This window comes from Flavisphingopyxis soli (assembly GCF_007995095.1).
GTDB lineage: Bacteria > Pseudomonadota > Alphaproteobacteria > Sphingomonadales > Sphingomonadaceae > Flavisphingopyxis > Flavisphingopyxis soli.
Genome location: NZ_VOPY01000002.1, coordinates 420717 through 437727 on the forward strand (window position 1 = coordinate 420717; position 17011 = coordinate 437727).

Consider the following 17011-nt stretch of genomic DNA (forward strand, 5'->3'; position numbering starts at 1 on the left):
CATGATCGAACGGCTTTACCTGATCGCCCAGCTCGCCGGTACGCGCGTCGCGCTGCGTTCGAGCGATGTCGATTCGGTCGTCATCGTCCGCAACGTCACCCCGGTGCCGCAGACCCAGCCGCATCTCGTCGGCCTGTTCGCGCTGCGCAGCCGCGTGATGACGCTGATCGATGCGCGTGTCGTCGTCGGCGCGGACACGGCGGCGCACGGCGCGGACGGCGACAAGGCGATCGTCGTCAAGGTCGGCGGCCATGCTTATGGCATCATCGCCGATGCGGTCGAGGACGCCTGCTTCCTCGACGGCGAGGAATTGCCGATCCGCGGCAAGCTTTCGCCCGGCTGGCGCGCGATCGCCGAAGCGATGATCGAGCACGCCGGCGAGACCGTCCTCGTCGTCAATCCCGAACGGCTGGTCAATCCGCCGCTGGCGCATGCTGCCTGAGCACGGTCCGACCCATGCTCGCGGCGCTCGAAGTTAACGTTAATCTCACCATTTGTCCTTAAGCCCGGAATGTCGCTGTCGTGCATCTCGTCGCGAACGCAATTTGGAGAATTTTATGAAGTCCTGTCTCGTCGTCGATGACAGCAAAGTCATCCGCAAGGTCGCGCGACATATCCTCGAAGGTCTCGACTTCGCGGTCGCCGAAGCGTGCGACGGGCAAGAAGCGCTCGACGCCTGTCATGAATCGGTTCCCGATGTCGTCCTGCTCGACTGGAACATGCCGGTGATGAGCGGCATGGAATTCCTCCAGGCGCTCAACGGTCTCAACCTCCCGAACCGGCCCAAGATCGTGTTCTGCACGACCGAGAACGGCATCGCCCATATTCGCGCCGCGATCGATGCCGGGGCCGACGAATATGTCATGAAGCCGTTCGACCGCGATACTCTGGAGGGCAAACTCCAACTGGTCGGCGTGGCCTGAGGGCCACGTCTCGTGAACAGCCCCTTTTCCCCACCGCGTAAGGACGCCGGTCAGCGCGTGCGCGTTCGCACGATGCTGGTCGATGACAGCCTCGTCGTACGCAGCATCCTTGCCGCCATCCTCGCCGAATCCGACGCGATCGAGGTGGTCGCATCGGTGCCGAGCGCGGACAATGCGCTCGCCTGCCTCGACCGCGTTACGGTCGACGTCATCGTCCTCGACCTCGAAATGCCCGGGATGAATGGCATCACCGCCTTGCCCGAATTGATCCGCAAATCGGGCGCGCGCGTCCTGATCCTGTCGTCGAACTGCGAAGCGGGTGGCCCCGCCGCGGTCCGTGCGCTGTCGCTCGGCGCCGCCGACACGCTCGCCAAGCCCGGCCAGGGAAGCTTCAGCGGCGGCTTTGGCAAGATATTTGCCGAGCGCATCGTTGCGCTTTCCGGCGGCACCCGGCGCCATCGTCCGACTGGCGACCCGGTGGCGCAGCGTTCCGATCACAAGAGCGCGCCGACGATCACGCACCGTCCATCGCGCACCCCGCACTGTATCCTGATCGGCTCATCGACCGGTGGGATCGCCGCACTCAACAGCTTTCTCAAGTCGCTCGACGACAGCGTCACCGCGCCGATCCTGTTGACGCAGCATCTGCCCGCCGCCTTCATCCCGTTTTTCGCGATGCAGCTGCAAGGCATCACGCGACGGATCGTGCTGGCCGCCGAAGACGGCATGGTGCTCAAATCCGGCCATCTTTATGTCGCGCCCGGCCACGCGCATCTCACCGTCGTTCGGTCGGGCGACGGCGAGGCACGGATCGCCTTGTCGAAAACCCCCGCGCGCAACGGCTGCCAGCCATCGACCGACCCGATGTTCGCCAGCGCGGCCGAGGTCTTTGGCGCGACCGCGATTGCGATCGTTCTCAGCGGCATGGGTCATGACGGGGCCGAGGGCGCGCGCCTGATCCGCGCACGCGGCGGCGCCGTCATTGCCCAGTCGCAAGACAGCTGCGTCGTCTGGGGCATGCCCGGCTCGATCGTCAATGCGGGGCTCGCCAGCGCCGTGCTCGATCCCGCCGACGCGAGCGAATACGTCAATCGTGCAGCACGCAGGTCGGCCACATGACCCCGGGTGATAACGAAGGCGCCTGCCGCATCCTGGTCGGCCTGCTCGAGGCACGCACCGGCCAGGCGCTTGCGCCCGACCGGATCTGGCGGATCGAGACCGCGCTAAAGCCGGTCATGCGCAACCACGCCATCGACACGCTTGATAGCCTGGTCGCCAAGCTGGCTTCGGAGGGCAATCGCGGACTGGTCGACGAGGTGATCGATGCGCTGCTCAACAACGAAAGCTATTTCTTTCGCGATCATATCGTATTCGACGAGCTCAATGATCGCGTCTTCGAGGACCTGCGGGTCAGCAATGCCGCGACGCGGACGATGTCGGTCTGGATGGCGGGCTGTTCGACCGGACAGGAAGCCTATTCGATCGCGATGATGCTCGCCGACGCGCCGCACAAGTGGCGCGGCTGGACGATCCGTCTCGTCGCGACCGACATTTCGCACAGCGCGATCGTCAAGGCGCAGTCGGGGCTTTACACCCAGTTCGAAATCCAGCGCGGCCTGTCTGTCACGCGGATGGTCCGCTGGTTCGACCAGGAGGGTAGTGACTGGCGGATCAAGGAAGAGCTGCGCAATCGCGTCGATTTCTACCAGCACAGCCTGTTGTCGCAGGCGCCGCCGGCGGGGCCGTTCGACGTGATCTTGTGCCGCAACGTCCTGCTGTATTTCGCCAAGGCGGTGCGGACCGAGGTGTTCTCGCGCCTGCATAGCGTTCTCGCCAGGAACGGCGTGCTTGGGCTCGGCGCGGGCGAAACGATCCTCGGCCAGACCGAGGACTTCGTCCCCAGCGGCACCTATCGCGGGCTCTATCGCCGCGCCGATGCGCCCGCCGCGCGGGCCCGGCCGATCGCCGCTGCCAAATAGCGCGGCGCGATCGTTCGCGCTTGCCTAGGCAGGGCGGGCTAGCCTACCCATTGCAGCCTGTCGCATCGCCCCGAGAGGCGGCCCAGCCAAGGCCCGGTATCGATGAATAAGCGCCGATGACCCAATCGTCCCCCTCCGACCGCCCGTTGATCGAGCGGTTGTCGCCCAATTTCGATGATCGGCGCGCGCCGATCAGCATGATCGTGCTGCATTATACCGGGATGCGCGACGGCCCGTCGGCGATCGACTGGATGGCCAGCGCCGAATCGAACGTGTCGGCACATTATGTCGTGGCCGAGGATGGCCAGGTGACGCTGATGGTGCCCGAAGAGCAGCGCGCCTGGCACGCCGGTCTCGCCCACTGGCGCGGGATCAGCGACGTCAACTCGGCGAGCGTCGGGATCGAGATCGTCAATCCCGGGCACGAGTTCGGCTATGTCCCGTTTCCCGACGAACAGATCGCCGCGGTGATCGACCTCGTCGGCCAGATCAAGGGGCGCTACGGCATCGGCCGCGGCGATATCGTCGGCCATTCGGACGTCGCCCCGATGCGCAAAAAGGACCCCGGCGAGCTGTTCCCGTGGGAAGCGCTTGCCAGCCGCCGCCTCGCGTTGCCGCGTCCGCGCAAGAAGCTGATGGACCCGATGTGGTCCGATGCCGGTTTCGTCCTCGCGCTCGAACGCTTCGGCTATGACGTGACCGATTCGTTCGCCGCCGTCGTCGCGTTCCAGCGGCGCTTCCGCCCCGAGCTGATCGACGGGACGATCGACGGCGAATGTCGGGCGATCCTGCTCGCGCTGCTGCTGCCGCGTCCCGAGCCGCATTACGACCCGATCCCATAGGCCGATCCCCCCGGCCGATCCCGCAGGCCGATCCCCTAGATTGCGTCGCGCCACGCCAGCCCCTATATCGGCGACGCCAGAGGGTTGGGCGATCGCGGGCGGCCGAAAGGTTCGCGCGAGGAAAGTCCGGGCTCCACGAAACAACGGTGCCGGATAACGTCCGGCGAGGGTGACCTCAGGGAAAGTGCCACAGAAAGCAGGTCGCAAGGGCTTCGGTCCCGCGACAGTGAAAGGGTGCGGTAAGAGCGCACCGCATCGCCGGTAACGGTGATGGCAGGGCAAACCCCACCGGGAGCAAGACCGAATAGGGGCGGCGTGGCCTTCGTCAAGAAGGTGCAGGCGGGATTTCGGCCCAGTCGCCCGGGTTGGTTGCTTGACTGTGCCCGCAAGGGCATGGCTAGAGGAATGATCGCCCATTCTCCCGCAAGGGGGAGGGACAGAACCCGGCTTACAGACCCTCTGGCAATTATCGCCCACCACCCCTAGTTCGGACAGTTATGGCCAAGGCACGACAATCTAACGACTGGGGTTTCCCCCGCTGGCGCGGTTACGAGGATTCGCGCGACGCGGTCGCGGTGAAGATCTGCGATCGCTACGGCTGTGAATTGCTTGGCGACCGGCCCGCGCCGAAATCGCCGAACAGCCCCGAACGCTGGTATTTCTGCGAGAAGCACGCGGGCGAATATAATCGCAACTACGACTATTTCGAAGGCCTGACCGGCGAACAGGCGGCCGCGCGCGAGGCAGAGGAAACGCGCGACGCGGGCGGCTTCAAGTCGGCGAGCCATTATGGCTGGGGCGGGCCGGGCGACGGCAGCCGATCGAGCGACGAGATGCTCGCGCTCGAAATCCTCGGGCTCGATCCCGATTGCGAGTTCGCCGAGGTCAAGAAGGCGCATCGCCGCCTCGCCAAGGACAACCACCCCGATATCAAGCAGGGCGACGAAGAGGCCGCGGCGAAGTTCCAGGCGGTCCAGACCGCTTATGAAGTCCTGCGCCAGTCCGAAGAACGCAAGGGCTGGAAGCCCGACTGAACGGCCTAGGCGTTGCCGTCGGCGTAACGCGCCGCGGTTTCGCGGATCAGCGCGATCATGTTAGGAATGCCCTGTGTCCGGTTCGAACTGAGCTGGTTGGCGAGGTCGAACGGTGCCAGCGCGCCGGCGATGTCGGTTGCGACGATCGCCTCTGGCGAGGCATGATCGACGGTCTTGAGGACCAACGCGATGATCCCCTTGGTGATTGCCGCATTGCTGTCGGCAAGGAAGCACAGCCGCCCGTCGTCGTCGACCGTCGGGTAGACCCAGACCTTGGCCGAACAGCCGCGCACCAGCGTGGCGTCGGTCTTGAGCGCATCGGGCATCGGGTCGAGCGCGCGACCGAGATCGATCAGCAGGCGATAGCGATCGTCGGGTTCGAGGAATTCATATTCTTCGCGGATGTCGTCGAGGCTGGCCATGCCGCGCCCCTAGCGGCTGACACGCGGCTGCGAAAGGGGCAAGCGGCAAGGGCGCCTCAGAGATCGACGCCGCTGGCAATCGCTTCGAGCTTGCGGATGCGTTCCTTGAGGTCGGCGACCTCGATCCGCGATCCGGTACCCGACATGATCCGGGCGTCGTCGTAATCGTCGGCGGCGACCGCATGGCCGGGCCGCGAAAGCTGTTCGCGCTTGAGGCCGATCCAGTCGCGCCAGGCGGTGAGGCCGACCATTGCGATCAACGCGAGGCCGGCAAAGACGATGCTGGCGGTGGCGAGGGTGGCGAGCGTGGTTTCCATGACCTGCATTTCCTTTCCTAAAATTCCGGGCGCGATCAGTTGACGCGATCGTCGCGCAGTTGTTCGATTTCGATGTTGAGGCCGTGCGCGCTGTCGGTGACGATGCGCTCGACATTGGCGAGGCGATCCTTGACCGACCCCAGTTCGGCGCGCAGCTGTGCGTTTTCCTGGGTGACGAGCTTGACCCGTTCGGCGGCTTCGGCGTCGGTCTTGGGATAAACCGCCTGGCCCCAGGCGCCGTCGAGCGGATAGCCGTGGCGAATGCGCATCCAGGTCGTCACGATCCAGCCGATGCTGACCGTCCCGGCGACGATGGCGATCGGCCAGATGAGATCGCTGATCAGGGCAATTTTGTCGGGGTCCATTATCGGGTCCTTTCGGCGATGCGCGGCGCGGGGTCGCTGTCGCGCAGGCGTTCGATCTCGTCGGAAATATCCATGCCCTTGTCGGTCACGATGCGCTCGAGAACGCGCATGCGCTGTTCGAGCCGTTCGGTGTGGGCGGCGTACTGGGCGGACTTTTCGGCGGTCATTTCGGATTGCTTTTCAAGCTGGCGCTCCTTGATGCGGAGCCACATCTTGAATGGCGCGATGCTGATCGCGGCGAGGGGGATGAGGACCCAGATCCAGCTGGCGACGTCGTTCATGGCATGCTTCCCTTAAGGCCAGTCAGTTGAGGCGTTCGTCGCGCAAGCGGTCGATCTCGTCCGAGACGTCGATCCCCTTGTCGGTGACGATCCGTTCGAGGACGCGCACGCGCGCTTCGAGCCGTTCCGAATTGGCCGAATACTGGGCGGCCTTTTCGGCGGTCATTTCGGACTGGCGCTCGAGCATCTTCTGCTGGTGCCGGGTCCAGATCGCGAACCCACCGAGGAGGAACGGGGCGAGCGGAATGAGGAGTGCGAGCCAGTTCATGCGTCGGACCTTTCGCGCTTGCGCTCGATCCGGCCGAGGCTGTCGATTTCGGCGGCGAGGCGGTTGGAGGGATCGGTCGTGATCTCCTCGATCACCGCGAGGCGTTGTTCTAGGCGCGCGACCTTGGCAGCGAGCATGTCGCGCTCTGCATCGGGCTGCCCGGCGCTCGCCGCGTATTTGGCAAGCCGCAGGTCCTTGTCATGCTTCAGGCCGGCGCGGATCACGAACAACAGTGCGACGATCGCGACGATGACGATGACGAAAACTTCTTCAGGCATGACGGCCTCCCCTTAAGCGTGTGCGCGGTTCAGCGCAGTTCCTCGATCTCGCGGCTCAGCTCGCGGTTGCTGCTCGTGTAGAACAGCTCGATGTCGGCGAGCCGGCGATCGAGATCGCGGAATTTCGAGCGGACTTCCTGCTTGGTCCGCTTCGGGTTCGAGCGGATGCCCTGCCAGAACTTCGCTTCTTCGGGCGTGCGGTAGAGGTCGACCGGCTTTTTCGGCGCCATCATCGCGATCGCGATATAGGCGAGGATCGGAAAGCCGCTGCCGGCGAACACCAGGAGCAGGAAGGCGAGGCGGACCCAGAGGACATCGACCCCGGTATAGTCGGCGATCCCGGCGCAAACGCCCTTGATCTTGCCATTGGGTTTGTCGAGGTAGAATTTGGTGCGACGCGATGTCATCGGTCAGGTCCTTTCGCTGGAGATGTTGCGGTCTTCGAGGCGAGACATTTCGCTATAGTCGCCGTCATGGCCGATCTGTTCGGGGCGCTGGTCGCGCGGCAGGTAATCGGGGTTATCGGCAGCGACGATCCGTTCGATCGTGTGGAGCCGTTCCTCGAGCCGGCGCGCGGTGTTGTACATGTCGTCGAGCAGGCCCTCGTCCTCGGTGGTGAGGCTCGGCGCGTTCTGTTTCCACTTGGTGATATAGTGGAACAGCATGCCGGGCAGGATGATGAAGATACAGATTATAGCAATGACACCTTCCATGGCTCAGCCCTCCTTCTCTGCTGCATCGCCGGCGGGCTTGGCGCCGCCCTTGGCCGCTTTCATCGCGGCGAGTTGTTCTTCGATCTGGTCCGAGCTTTCGAGTTCGGAAATCTCGTCCTCGAGGCTCTTGGGCGCCTGGCCGATCGACAGCGAGTCGGCGCGGCCCTCGGCCATGTCGACGCGGCGTTCGAGCATGTCGAAGCGCGAGAACGCGTCCTGGGTGCGCTCGCCGCTGTAGAGGTCGCGCAGCTTGATGCGGTTCTCGGCGCTTTCGAGCCGGGCGACGATCGACGACTGGCGGCTGCGCGCTTCGCGCAATTTGCCCTGCAGCTTGGCGATGTCGACCTCGTTGGCGCGCAACGCGTCGTCGAGGACGGTGATTTCCGCCTTGAGCCGCTCGGCGGTCTCGGTTGCCTTCTGGCGTTCGATCAGCGCCGCCTTGGCGAGGTCCTCGCGGTCCTTGCTCAGCGCCAGTTCGGCCTTGTCGGTCCAGTTTGCCTGGATCCCTTCGAGCTTGGTGATGTGGCGGCGCATTTCCTTCTGGTCGGCGATCGTGCGCGCGGCGTCGGCGCGGACTTCGACGAGCGTTTCTTCCATCTCGAGAATGATCATGCGGATCATCTTGGCCGGATCGTCCGCCTTATCGAGCATGTCGGTGACGTTGGCGGCAATGATGTCGCGGGTTCGAGAGAAAATGCCCATGAGGTGGCTCCTGTAATACACGGGGGACTGCGACGCTTCCGGACCCAGGCTCGACGGCCGGGGAAAGGGGCGCGGCGGAATGTTTTGCGCCGGGACGATCCGATTTGCGGATTGTGGCCGCAAGGGGGCAAGGGGGTTCGGACGCCCCGGCGCGCGGTCAGGCATGATCGCCCTTCCGAATAAGGTCGGCACCGGCAGGGCCGGGCGCGACAACCGCGATCTGGGGATGGCCTCGGGCGGGCAGCATCGGCACTGCCTGGACCGGGATGATCGATCCCCACATCGCAATACCGGTCAGGGCGAATGCGGCGAGGATCGCGGCGGTTTCTCCTTTCCAGTCGATTTTCATGATCTTCGTCCCGTTGGGTTGGTGTTGCTCCATGCTTTGCACGAGGCGTGCCAGACCGGAATATCGCATGAATCCAGGCAATTGGCGTTGGGCCTAATCATCTGGCGTGTTTAAAGCTTGCCAATTAGTGGTGAATGCCACCATAAGTTGGGCCTGACCCTGGTTTGGCTGGAGCCGCATGGAACGCGAAAACAACTTCATCGGCCAATCGACCGCCTTTCTCGATGCAGTCGAGCGTGCCAGCCGCGCCGCGCCGCTCAACCGGCCGGTGCTCGTCATCGGCGAGCGCGGCACGGGCAAGGAGCTGATCGCCGAGCGCCTCCATCGCCTGTCGAACCGGTGGGACGGCCCGCTGGTCGTAATGAACTGCGCTGCACTGCCCGAAACGCTGATCGAGGCCGAGCTGTTCGGCCACGAAGCCGGTGCCTTTACCGGCGCGACCAAGACGCGCGTGGGCCGTTTCGAAGAGGCCGATGGCGGGACGCTGTTCCTCGACGAGCTCGGCACGCTGTCGATGGGCGCGCAGGAGCGATTGCTGCGTGCGGTCGAATATGGCGACGTCACGCGGATCGGCTCGTCGCGCCCGATCAATGTCGATGTCCGGATCGTCGCCGCGACCAATGACGACCTGCCGCAAATGGCGGCGAACGACCGGTTTCGTGCCGACTTGCTCGACCGTCTGTCGTTCGAGGTGATCACGTTGCCGCCGCTGCGCGTGCGCGACGGCGATATAGAGGTGCTCGCCGATTATTTCGGGCGGCGCATGGCGAGCGAGCTTGGCTGGGAAAGCTGGCTCGGCTTCGACGACGTCGCCAAGGCCAAAATGGGCGCCTATGCCTGGCCGGGCAATGTGCGCGAACTGCGCAATGTCTGCGAACGCGCGGTCTATCGCTGCGGCGAGCCGGGCAAGCCGGTCAGGCACCTGATTTTCGATCCGTTCGATTCTCCGTGGCGCAAGACCGCCGAGCCCAAGCCGAGCGACGACGCGCCCGCGCAAGCTGCCGAGGCCGCCGCGCAGCCAGCGGCCGCACCCGAACCGCCGCTGATCGTCGACGACCTCAAATCGGCGGTCGAGCGCTATGAAAAATCGATCCTCGAAAGCGCGCTCGAACGCTGCCGCTTCAACCAGCGCGCCACCGCCGACGTGCTCGGGCTGAGCTATGATCAGTTGCGCCATGCGCTCAAGCGCCACCAGCTCAACTGACCGACCGGCTCGCCTTGACCGCTTCGGGGTACGGCGTCATTACGCTGGCGACAACCGGGGTGATTAATCGCGCTGCGATGGGACCAGCTGGCGACCTGCTGCGTTGATCATGGTAAGCCCCCCGACAAACACCCCCGAGAGGAGACAGACTATGGCTTTCGAACTTCCCGAGCTTCCCTATGCCAAGACCGCATTCGGCGAGATCATCTCGTCGCAGACCTTCGATTATCACCATGGCAAGCACCATAAGGCCTATGTCGACAAGACCAACGGCATGCTCGCCGACGCCGATCTTGAAGGCAAATCGCTGAGCGAAGTGATCAAGGCGGCCAAGGATAAGGGCAACAAGGGCCTGTTCAACAACGCCGCACAGGTGTGGAACCACAGCTTCTACTGGCTGTGCCTCAGCCCCGAACAGAAAAGCCCCTCGGGCGAGCTCGCCGCGCGGATCGACGACGATTTCGGATCACACGACGAATTCCTCGCCAAGTTCAAGGAAGAGGCGGTCGGCCATTTCGCGAGTGGCTGGGCCTGGCTCGTGCTCGACGGCGACACGCTCAAGATCACCTCGCTGCATGACGCCGACAGCCCCGTCGCGCACGGCATGAAGCCGCTGCTGACGCTCGACGTGTGGGAGCACGCTTATTATCTCGATTACCAGAATGCGCGCCCCGACTATGTCCAGACGCTGCTCGAAAAGGCGATCAACTGGGAATTCGTCGCCAAGAACCTCGACGGCGAAGGCGTCAGCCGCGCCGACCAGAAGGGCTGACCGCCCGCCGATCAGGACGTGGAAAAGGGGGGCGGCAACGCTCCCCTTTTTCGTTAACGGTCAGAAGGTGAATTCGTACTCGACGAGCAGCCGCCACTGGCCGTCGCTGTTGTCTTTCGCCTCGCCGAGCGCGAACAGATATCCCGCCTCGATCTCCAGCTCGCCATTCCCAAGATGTGCGATCTCGGCCTTCGCAACGGGGCCGATGAAATGCTCTTTGCGCGGCAGGAAGTCGCGCGTCGAACCGAGCTCACCAAAGGCGGCGGCGCCTAGTCGAATTTCACCCAGCACCGCCGCATCGACCGAGGCGGCATAACCGAATTCGACAGGTTCACCGCCGGTCAGATGCTTTTCGGCGATGAGGTTGAGGCGGGCATCGAAGGCACCGGCCTTCTTTTGCAGGAGAAGTTTGGTTTCGACCTTGTCGGGGCCTTCGAGGCCGATTTCATATTCGCCATAGATCGCGGCATCGAGGCCGGCGACTCGGCCCAGCGTGTAGATGCCTTCAAAGCCGATCGCTTCGACTTCGCGATCCAGGCCTGGTTGCTTTTCGAGTTCGACCAGGACTGCACCATAAAAGCGCGGCGAAAACCCGTAGGCGGCTTCGAGGACGAGCGCGTCCGCGCCGTCGTCGGTTCCGCCGTCGATGCGGCCGTAACGCGCCTCGATTTCGGCAACATCGGCCTTGACCGTTGCACCATAGACCTTTTCGCCGACGCCCGGTGCGGCGTGCGCTGCGGTTGATGACAGTGCGGCGATCGCCAGCGCGGCGATGGTAGATATTGGCGTACGCATTTAGCCCCCCTGGGATGATGAATGCGGTTCCGCTAACGAGAGTTATTCGCAATAGCAAGGATCATCTGGGTAAGGCGCCGAACCAAGAGCGCAGACGCACGACCGATGCCGGCGGACGCCAGGCGCCACCAGGTCGATCGCTCCGATATAGGCTGGCTTGGTTGCGAGGCCGGGCCGCGCGGGGTGGCCGATCAGGCGCCCGGTTCGTTTTCGACCGCGAGGCCGTGACGCATCAGCATCGGCACATTGGCGATCGCGAAGACCATCGACGCGGCGGTGATGCCCCAGACCTTGATCGTCAGCCAGGTGTCGAAATCGAACGCCTGGCGCAAAACCTCGTTGGTGACCGCCATGCCTGCGAAGAACAGTGCCCAGTTGCGCGACAGCAGCATCCAGCCGCTTTCGTCGAGGCCGTCATAGGCGGCCTGGAGCAGGTATTTGAGCAATGGCTTGCCGCGCAGCCAGCCGATGCCGAGGATCACGGCGAAAAAGACGTAGATGATCGTCGGCTTGATCTGGATGAATTTCTCGCTGTGGAAATAGATCGTCAGCCCGCCGAAAAACAGCACGAGGATCGCCGATAGCCAGAGCATCGGCGAGACCCGGTTGAGTTTCCATTTCGACACCGCAACCGCAATGACGATCGCGACCATGAAGGCGACCGTGCCCTTGATCGCGGCGGTGGTCGGGCCGAACGCATCGTCGCTGTCGCTGAACTTGAAGACGAGGAAGAAGACGAGCAGCGGCCCGAAATCGATCAGGAAGGGCAGCAGGCCGCCATGCGCCTTTTTCTCGGTCACGATGGCGGTTTGGGGAATTTCTTCGCTCATACTGGTGTTCCTTGCGGCGTTCCCCTCATCCAGCTCCGGCTAAGCTCCTGCGTCGCCAAGACTCCACATCCTTCTCCCGCGTCCGGGAGAAGGATACGAAGACCTCGCGCGCAGCGCGTTGGTCGCAGTTGGATGAGGGGAAGAGAGATCATTCGACGTTGCCCGCGATCGCGTCAGCCAACTGGCGCGGATCGAAGGGGCGGAGGTCTTCGAGGCCCTCACCGATGCCGATGGCATGGATCGGCAGGCCGTATTGTTCGCTCGCCGCGACGAGGACGCCGCCGCGCGCGGTGCCGTCGAGCTTGGTCATGATCAGCCCGGTGACGCCGGCGAGCTCCTTGAAGGTGGCGATCTGTTGCAGCGCGTTCTGGCCGTTGGTCGCGTCGAGGACGAGGACGACGTCGTGCGGCGCCTCTGGGTTCAGTTTGCCGAGCACGCGGCGGATCTTGGCGAGTTCGTCCATCAGCTCGCGCTTGTTCTGGAGGCGGCCCGCGGTGTCGACGATGAGGACGTCGATGCCGGTCGCGGTCGCCTGCTTGACCGCGTCGAACACGACGCCGGCGGCATCGCCGCCTTCGGGGCCGGTGACGATCGGCACGCCCAGTCTTTCGGCCCAGACCCTGAGCTGGCCGATCGCGGCGGCGCGGAAGGTATCACCGGCGGCAAGCATGACACCGTAATCGAGTTCCTGGAAATAATGTGCCAGCTTGGCGATCGTCGTCGTCTTGCCCGATCCGTTGACGCCGATGACGAGGATCACCTGCGGGCGCGGGAAGGCATCGATGTCGAGCGGGTCGGCGACGGGGCCGAGCACCGCCGCGATCTCGTCGGCGACGACAGCCTTGACCGCGGCAATATCGGCGCCGCGCTCGAAGCGCGTCTCGGCGAGCCGGTCACGGATGCGCGCCGCCATCGCCGGGCCGAGGTCGGACATGATGAGCACGTCCTCGATCTCGTCGAGCGTCGCGCCTTCGAGCCGCGTCTGGCCGGTGAGCACGCCCGACAGATTGTCGCCAAGCCGGTCGGATGTGCGCTTGAGCCCGCCGAACAGGCGTTCGGTCCAGCTCATGCGGGGACCGCCTGAAGCATGTCGTTGGTCACGCAGGTGAGGGTCACGGGCACGATATCTCCGGGGCGATGGTTCAATTGGGGCGTGGCGAGGCGCGCCTTGGCGAAATTGCCGAGATGGCCGCTCTCGCCGTCGCTTTCGATCAGCATGTCGTGGTGCGATCCGACCAGCGAGGCGAGCCAGGCGGCGCGGCGCTCGGTGGAGCGCGCGCGCAGCTGCGCGGCGCGGCGCTTGATCGATGCGTGATCGACCTGCGGCATTCGCGCGGCGGGGGTGCCGTGGCGCGGACTATAGGGAAAGATATGTCCGTGGACGATGTCGCAGTCGTCGATCAGCGCGAGCGAATTGGCGAACATCGCCTCGCTCTCGGTCGGGAAGCCGGCGATGATGTCGGCGCCGATCGCGATCTCGGGGCGTGCGGCCTTGAGGCGTGCGACCATCGTGACCGCGTCGGCGCGGCTGTGGCGGCGCTTCATGCGTTTCAGGATCATGTCGTCGCCCGCCTGGAGCGAGAGATGGAGGTGCGGCATGACGCGCGGCTCGCCGGTGACGAGGTCGAACAACAGCTCGTCGATCTCGATGCTGTCGAGCGACGACAGCCGCAGGCGGGGCAGTTGCGGGACATGGCGCAGGATCCGCTCGACCAGCGTGCCGAGATTGGGCGCGCCGGGCAGGTCGTGGCCATAGCTGGTCACATCGACCCCGGTCAGGACGATCTCGCGATGGCCCTCGTCGACAAGACCCGCGATCCGGTCGATCACAGCGCCGGCGGGGACCGAGCGGCTGTTGCCGCGGCCGAACGGGATGACGCAGAAGGTACAGCGATGGTCGCAGCCGTTCTGGACCTCGACGAAGGCGCGGGTGTGTTCGGCAAAGGCGTGCGCGAGCTGCGGCGCGGTGTCGCGCACCGCCATGATGTCGGCAACACGGACACGTTCGCTGCCCGCCAGCCAGTCGGTCGGGGCGGCTTTCTCGCGATTGCCTGCGACGAGGTCGACCTCGGGCATGGCTTCGAACGTTGCGGGTTCGATCTGTGCCGCACAGCCGGTAACGACGAGGCGGGCATCGGGGCGGCGGCGGCGCGCGCGGCGGATCTCCTGCCGCGTCCGGCGAACCGCCTCGGCGGTGACCGCGCAGCTGTTGATCACGATCATGTCGCTGCCGCGACCGCCGAGCGCTGCCGCGATGCCTTCGCTTTCGGCGATGTTGAGACGGCAGCCGAGCGAAATGACTTCGGCAGCGCTCATCCGAAGCGGCTCCAGTCGGTCTCGCCGTCGAACACGCGCGTCGCCGGGCCGGTCATGCGGATCGGCTCGCCCGGCGCCCAGGCGATGACGAGATCGCCGCCGGGCAGCGCGACGGTGACGGGCGATTGCACCAACTTGCGCCGGATCGCGGCGACCGCGGTGGCGCACGCGCCCGTGCCGCACGCCTGCGTCAAACCGGCACCGCGTTCCCAGACCCGCAGCTTGAGGCGGTTGTCGCGGTCGACACTGGCAATGTTGACGTTGACGCGCTGCGGAAACAGCGGGTCGACCTCGATTTCGGGGCCGATCAGGCCGAGGTCGACCGCGTCGGCATTGTCGACAAAGAAGACGATGTGCGGATTGCCGACGTTGACCGCGTCGGGCGCTTCGAGCCCGCTCCAGCCGACCGGCATGCGCTCGGTCGCCATCGGCATGGCAAGCGGGATCTGTTCCCAGGCGAAGCGCGGCTCGCCCATCGCGACGTGCGCCTGTTTGTCGTCGCGCGACACGCTCAGCATGCCGCCCGCGGTTTCGATCTGGGCGCTCGCGCCGAGCAAGGTCGCGACACAGCGCGTCGCGTTGCCGCACGCCTCGACCTCGCCGCCATCGGCATTGAAAATCCGCATTTTCAGGTCGGCGACACTGCTGGGTTCGAGCAGGACGAGCTGGTCGCAGCCGATCCCGGTGTGGCGATCGGCGATTGCGCGGGCCCGCGCGCGGGTCATCTCAACCGGCGCGTCCCGCGCGTCGATCACGACGAAATCATTGCCGAGGCCATGCATTTTGATGAAACGGTCCGCCATAGCGGGGCATTTAGGAAGCCGGGGCGATCAAGTCCACGTGTTTAGCGCCAAACGCGCCGATCAGCCTGCCTTGCGGATGACGCTGGCCACGCGCGGCGCGTCGTCCTGGTCGAGCGCGCCAGTGCCTGCCGCAGCTTGGCCGAAGTCGCCCGGGCCCTGCCCATCGGCAAAGGTCGCATGACCGAGTTCGACCAGCAGCTTTTGCGTCGCGAGGATTCCCTTCGGCCGCCCGAAATGCCAGCCCTGGCCCTTGCTGCAGCCCATTTCGACGAGCATCTGGCCGATTTCCTCGGTCTCGATCCCCTCGGCAGTGACGGGCATGTTGAGCGTTTCGCCGAGCTTGACGATGGCACTGACAATCGCCGCGCTATCGGCGGTTTCGACCATCGAGGTAACGAAGCTGCGATCGATCTTGATCCGGTCGAACGGCAGCGCGCGCAGATGCGCAAGGCTCGAATAGCCGGTGCCGAAATCGTCGAGGCTGACCTGGATACCCTGGTTCTTGAGGCTGGCGACGATCGACTGGGCGAGGCCGAGATTTTCGAACAACGAGGTTTCGGTGATCTCGATCTCGAGCCGGTGTGCAGGAAAGCCCGTCTCGGCGAGCAGCTTGACGATCTTTTGCGCGAGCCACGGGTCCTTGAGCTGCGCGGGCGAAATGTTGACCGAGATCGTCAGCCTGTGATCCCAGGACTTCGCGGCATCGAGCGCCTGGCGCATGACCGACAGCGACAGGTCCGAGATCAGGCCCGATTCCTCGGCGATCGGGATGAATATCTCGGGCGAGACCAGTCCGAAGGTCGGTGAACGCCAGCGGGCGAGCATCTCGAAACCCTCGAGCCGTCCCGTGGCGAGATCGACCTGCGGTTCGAAAAAGGGTTCGAACTCGCCGCGCGGGATGCCGCTGCGGACGCCCTGTTCGAAATCGTTGCGGCGGTGTAGTTCGCTTTCCATCTCGTCGGAGAACCACGCATAGCAGTTCTTGCCGCGGTCCTTGGCAGCATACATCGCGATATCGGCGCGGCGCATCAGCGTGCTGATCGATGTCGCGTCGCCGCCGAGTTCGGCGATGCCGAGCGAGGTGCTGATCGCGACATGGAGATTGTCGTGGTTCATCGGCTGGGCGAGCGCCGAGACAAGGTTTTCGGCGAGCGTCTGGGGCAGGTCGGGTTCGGCCGGGTCGACGACGAAGACGCAGACGAATTCGTCGCCGCCAAGGCGTGCCTTGAGCGTGGCATCGGGCATGACCTGCTCGATGCGCTGGGCGGCGATCCTGAGGACGGCATCGCCGGCGGCATGGCCATAGACGTCGTTGACGTTCTTGAACTGGTCGAGGTCGAGCATGAACACGGCAACCTTTTGCCCGGCGTCTTCGGCGGCGGCGATCATCTTCGCGGCATGGGCGCCGATCGAGCGGCGATTGTCGAACCCGGTCAGCGGGTCGGTATTGGCGACGTGCCAGGCGCGCTGTTCGGCGTCGCTGCGCACGGCATATTCGGACTGCAGGTCGCGATAACGCCTCCAGCCAAAGATGATCAGCGCGATGTTGAGGATGACCGCGACGCTGAGCGCGCGATCAGCTCCGCCGGCATAGCCCGACAGCGTCTGGATGATGGCGGTGAAGACCGTGCTGCCAGTGCCGACGAACAGGATGATTGCGGCAACGACGATCCCGCCGGCGACAAAATCGGTCTGTGGTGCGCTTGAGCGCTCGCTTCGTTCGTCGTTGGGCAGGTCGAATTTATCGTATAAAGGTTCGATCATGGTCTCGCTTTCCCCGACATCTCCCCTCCCGATAACGCGCCAGGGTAAGTTTTG

General features: G+C 64.7%; 24 protein-coding genes and 1 other RNA gene. 9 read left to right on the forward strand and 16 right to left on the reverse strand.

What is annotated here, in order from left to right; all coding sequences use genetic code 11:
- Position 1 precedes the first annotated feature (1 nt).
- From FSZ31_RS08705 to FSZ31_RS08735, 7 genes are all read left to right on the forward strand, one after another.
- A complete protein-coding gene (locus FSZ31_RS08705; protein WP_201739149.1) occupies positions 2–442 on the forward strand; it encodes a chemotaxis protein CheW in 441 nt (146 codons plus the stop codon).
- A gap of 115 nt (positions 443–557) precedes the next feature.
- Positions 558–923: a response regulator gene (locus FSZ31_RS08710; protein WP_147122963.1), complete on the forward strand. Its 366-nt coding sequence runs from the start codon at positions 558–560 to the stop codon at positions 921–923.
- A gap of 12 nt (positions 924–935) precedes the next feature.
- On the forward strand, positions 936–2042 hold the full coding sequence (gene cheB / locus FSZ31_RS08715; protein ID WP_236643739.1) for a chemotaxis-specific protein-glutamate methyltransferase CheB: 1107 nt from the start codon (positions 936–938) through the stop codon (positions 2040–2042).
- Positions 2039–2902: a CheR family methyltransferase gene (locus tag FSZ31_RS08720; protein ID WP_147122964.1), complete on the forward strand. Its 864-nt coding sequence runs from the start codon at positions 2039–2041 to the stop codon at positions 2900–2902. The genes cheB and FSZ31_RS08720 overlap by 4 nt, the downstream gene beginning before the upstream one ends.
- A gap of 116 nt (positions 2903–3018) precedes the next feature.
- A complete protein-coding gene (locus tag FSZ31_RS08725) occupies positions 3019–3744 on the forward strand; it encodes an N-acetylmuramoyl-L-alanine amidase (RefSeq protein WP_147122965.1) in 726 nt (241 codons plus the stop codon).
- A gap of 76 nt (positions 3745–3820) precedes the next feature.
- An RNA gene (gene rnpB / locus FSZ31_RS08730) (RNase P RNA component class A) lies at positions 3821–4211 on the forward strand.
- A 30-nt stretch (positions 4212–4241) separates the two neighbouring features.
- Complete coding sequence (locus FSZ31_RS08735) at positions 4242–4778, forward strand: J domain-containing protein (protein WP_147122966.1); 537 nt, start codon at positions 4242–4244, stop codon at positions 4776–4778.
- Positions 4779–4783: 5 nt separating this feature from the next.
- Here FSZ31_RS08735 and FSZ31_RS08740 read toward each other — a convergent pair whose 3' ends face one another.
- The 10 genes from FSZ31_RS08740 to FSZ31_RS08785 all read right to left on the reverse strand — a co-directional run bounded on the left by FSZ31_RS08740 (position 4784) and on the right by FSZ31_RS08785 (position 8506).
- Positions 4784–5200: a SufE family protein gene (locus tag FSZ31_RS08740; RefSeq protein ID WP_147122967.1), complete on the reverse strand. Its 417-nt coding sequence runs from the start codon at positions 5198–5200 to the stop codon at positions 4784–4786.
- A 56-nt stretch (positions 5201–5256) separates the two neighbouring features.
- Positions 5257–5517, reverse strand: coding sequence for a hypothetical protein (locus FSZ31_RS08745; RefSeq protein WP_147122968.1), 261 nt, complete (start codon positions 5515–5517; stop codon positions 5257–5259).
- 35 nt (positions 5518–5552) lie between these two features.
- Complete coding sequence (locus FSZ31_RS08750) at positions 5553–5882, reverse strand: hypothetical protein (RefSeq protein ID WP_147122969.1); 330 nt, start codon at positions 5880–5882, stop codon at positions 5553–5555.
- A complete protein-coding gene (locus tag FSZ31_RS08755; RefSeq protein WP_147122970.1) occupies positions 5882–6163 on the reverse strand; it encodes a hypothetical protein in 282 nt (93 codons plus the stop codon). The genes FSZ31_RS08750 and FSZ31_RS08755 overlap by 1 nt, the downstream gene beginning before the upstream one ends.
- A 22-nt stretch (positions 6164–6185) precedes the next feature.
- On the reverse strand, positions 6186–6431 hold the full coding sequence (locus FSZ31_RS08760) for a hypothetical protein (RefSeq protein WP_147122971.1): 246 nt from the start codon (positions 6429–6431) through the stop codon (positions 6186–6188).
- A complete protein-coding gene (locus FSZ31_RS08765) occupies positions 6428–6709 on the reverse strand; it encodes a hypothetical protein (RefSeq protein ID WP_147122972.1) in 282 nt (93 codons plus the stop codon). Before FSZ31_RS08765 ends, FSZ31_RS08760 begins: the two co-directional genes overlap by 4 nt.
- Positions 6710–6738: 29 nt before the next feature.
- Positions 6739–7116: an envelope stress response membrane protein PspC gene (pspC, locus tag FSZ31_RS08770; RefSeq protein ID WP_147122973.1), complete on the reverse strand. Its 378-nt coding sequence runs from the start codon at positions 7114–7116 to the stop codon at positions 6739–6741.
- A gap of 3 nt (positions 7117–7119) precedes the next feature.
- Entirely contained in the window at positions 7120–7422 is a 303-nt protein-coding gene (gene pspB / locus FSZ31_RS08775) for an envelope stress response membrane protein PspB (protein ID WP_147122974.1), read from the reverse strand.
- A gap of 3 nt (positions 7423–7425) precedes the next feature.
- Positions 7426–8124, reverse strand: coding sequence for a phage shock protein PspA (gene pspA, locus FSZ31_RS08780; RefSeq protein WP_147122975.1), 699 nt, complete (start codon positions 8122–8124; stop codon positions 7426–7428).
- A gap of 157 nt (positions 8125–8281) precedes the next feature.
- Positions 8282–8506 (reverse strand): hypothetical protein, encoded by a 225-nt coding sequence (locus FSZ31_RS08785; RefSeq protein ID WP_147122976.1) that lies wholly within the window; start codon positions 8504–8506, stop codon positions 8282–8284.
- A gap of 145 nt (positions 8507–8651) precedes the next feature.
- On the opposite strand from FSZ31_RS08785, the gene pspF reads away from it, so the two are divergent.
- Both pspF and FSZ31_RS08795 read left to right on the forward strand, forming a co-directional pair.
- Entirely contained in the window at positions 8652–9677 is a 1026-nt protein-coding gene (pspF, locus tag FSZ31_RS08790; RefSeq protein WP_147122977.1) for a phage shock protein operon transcriptional activator, read from the forward strand.
- 151 nt (positions 9678–9828) lie between these two features.
- On the forward strand, positions 9829–10449 hold the full coding sequence (locus FSZ31_RS08795) for a superoxide dismutase (protein WP_147122978.1): 621 nt from the start codon (positions 9829–9831) through the stop codon (positions 10447–10449).
- A 60-nt stretch (positions 10450–10509) separates the two neighbouring features.
- Here the strand turns inward: FSZ31_RS08795 and FSZ31_RS08800 are convergent, their stop codons facing one another.
- The 6 genes from FSZ31_RS08800 to FSZ31_RS08825 all read right to left on the reverse strand — a co-directional run bounded on the left by FSZ31_RS08800 (position 10510) and on the right by FSZ31_RS08825 (position 16957).
- Positions 10510–11244 (reverse strand): hypothetical protein, encoded by a 735-nt coding sequence (locus tag FSZ31_RS08800; protein ID WP_147122979.1) that lies wholly within the window; start codon positions 11242–11244, stop codon positions 10510–10512.
- 191 nt (positions 11245–11435) lie between these two features.
- Positions 11436–12074: a septation protein IspZ gene (gene ispZ, locus FSZ31_RS08805; protein ID WP_147122980.1), complete on the reverse strand. Its 639-nt coding sequence runs from the start codon at positions 12072–12074 to the stop codon at positions 11436–11438.
- Positions 12075–12222: 148 nt separating this feature from the next.
- Positions 12223–13143: a signal recognition particle-docking protein FtsY gene (gene ftsY, locus FSZ31_RS08810; RefSeq protein ID WP_147122981.1), complete on the reverse strand. Its 921-nt coding sequence runs from the start codon at positions 13141–13143 to the stop codon at positions 12223–12225.
- Entirely contained in the window at positions 13140–14390 is a 1251-nt protein-coding gene (mtaB, locus tag FSZ31_RS08815) for a tRNA (N(6)-L-threonylcarbamoyladenosine(37)-C(2))-methylthiotransferase MtaB (protein ID WP_147122982.1), read from the reverse strand. Before mtaB ends, ftsY begins: the two co-directional genes overlap by 4 nt.
- The gene (gene dapF, locus FSZ31_RS08820; RefSeq protein WP_147122983.1) at positions 14387–15193 is read right to left on the reverse strand and encodes a diaminopimelate epimerase; all 807 of its coding nucleotides are present in this window, start codon (positions 15191–15193) and stop codon (positions 14387–14389) included. Before dapF ends, mtaB begins: the two co-directional genes overlap by 4 nt.
- Positions 15194–15253: 60 nt before the next feature.
- The gene (locus tag FSZ31_RS08825) at positions 15254–16957 is read right to left on the reverse strand and encodes a putative bifunctional diguanylate cyclase/phosphodiesterase (RefSeq protein ID WP_161595991.1); all 1704 of its coding nucleotides are present in this window, start codon (positions 16955–16957) and stop codon (positions 15254–15256) included.
- Positions 16958–17011 lie beyond the last annotated feature (54 nt).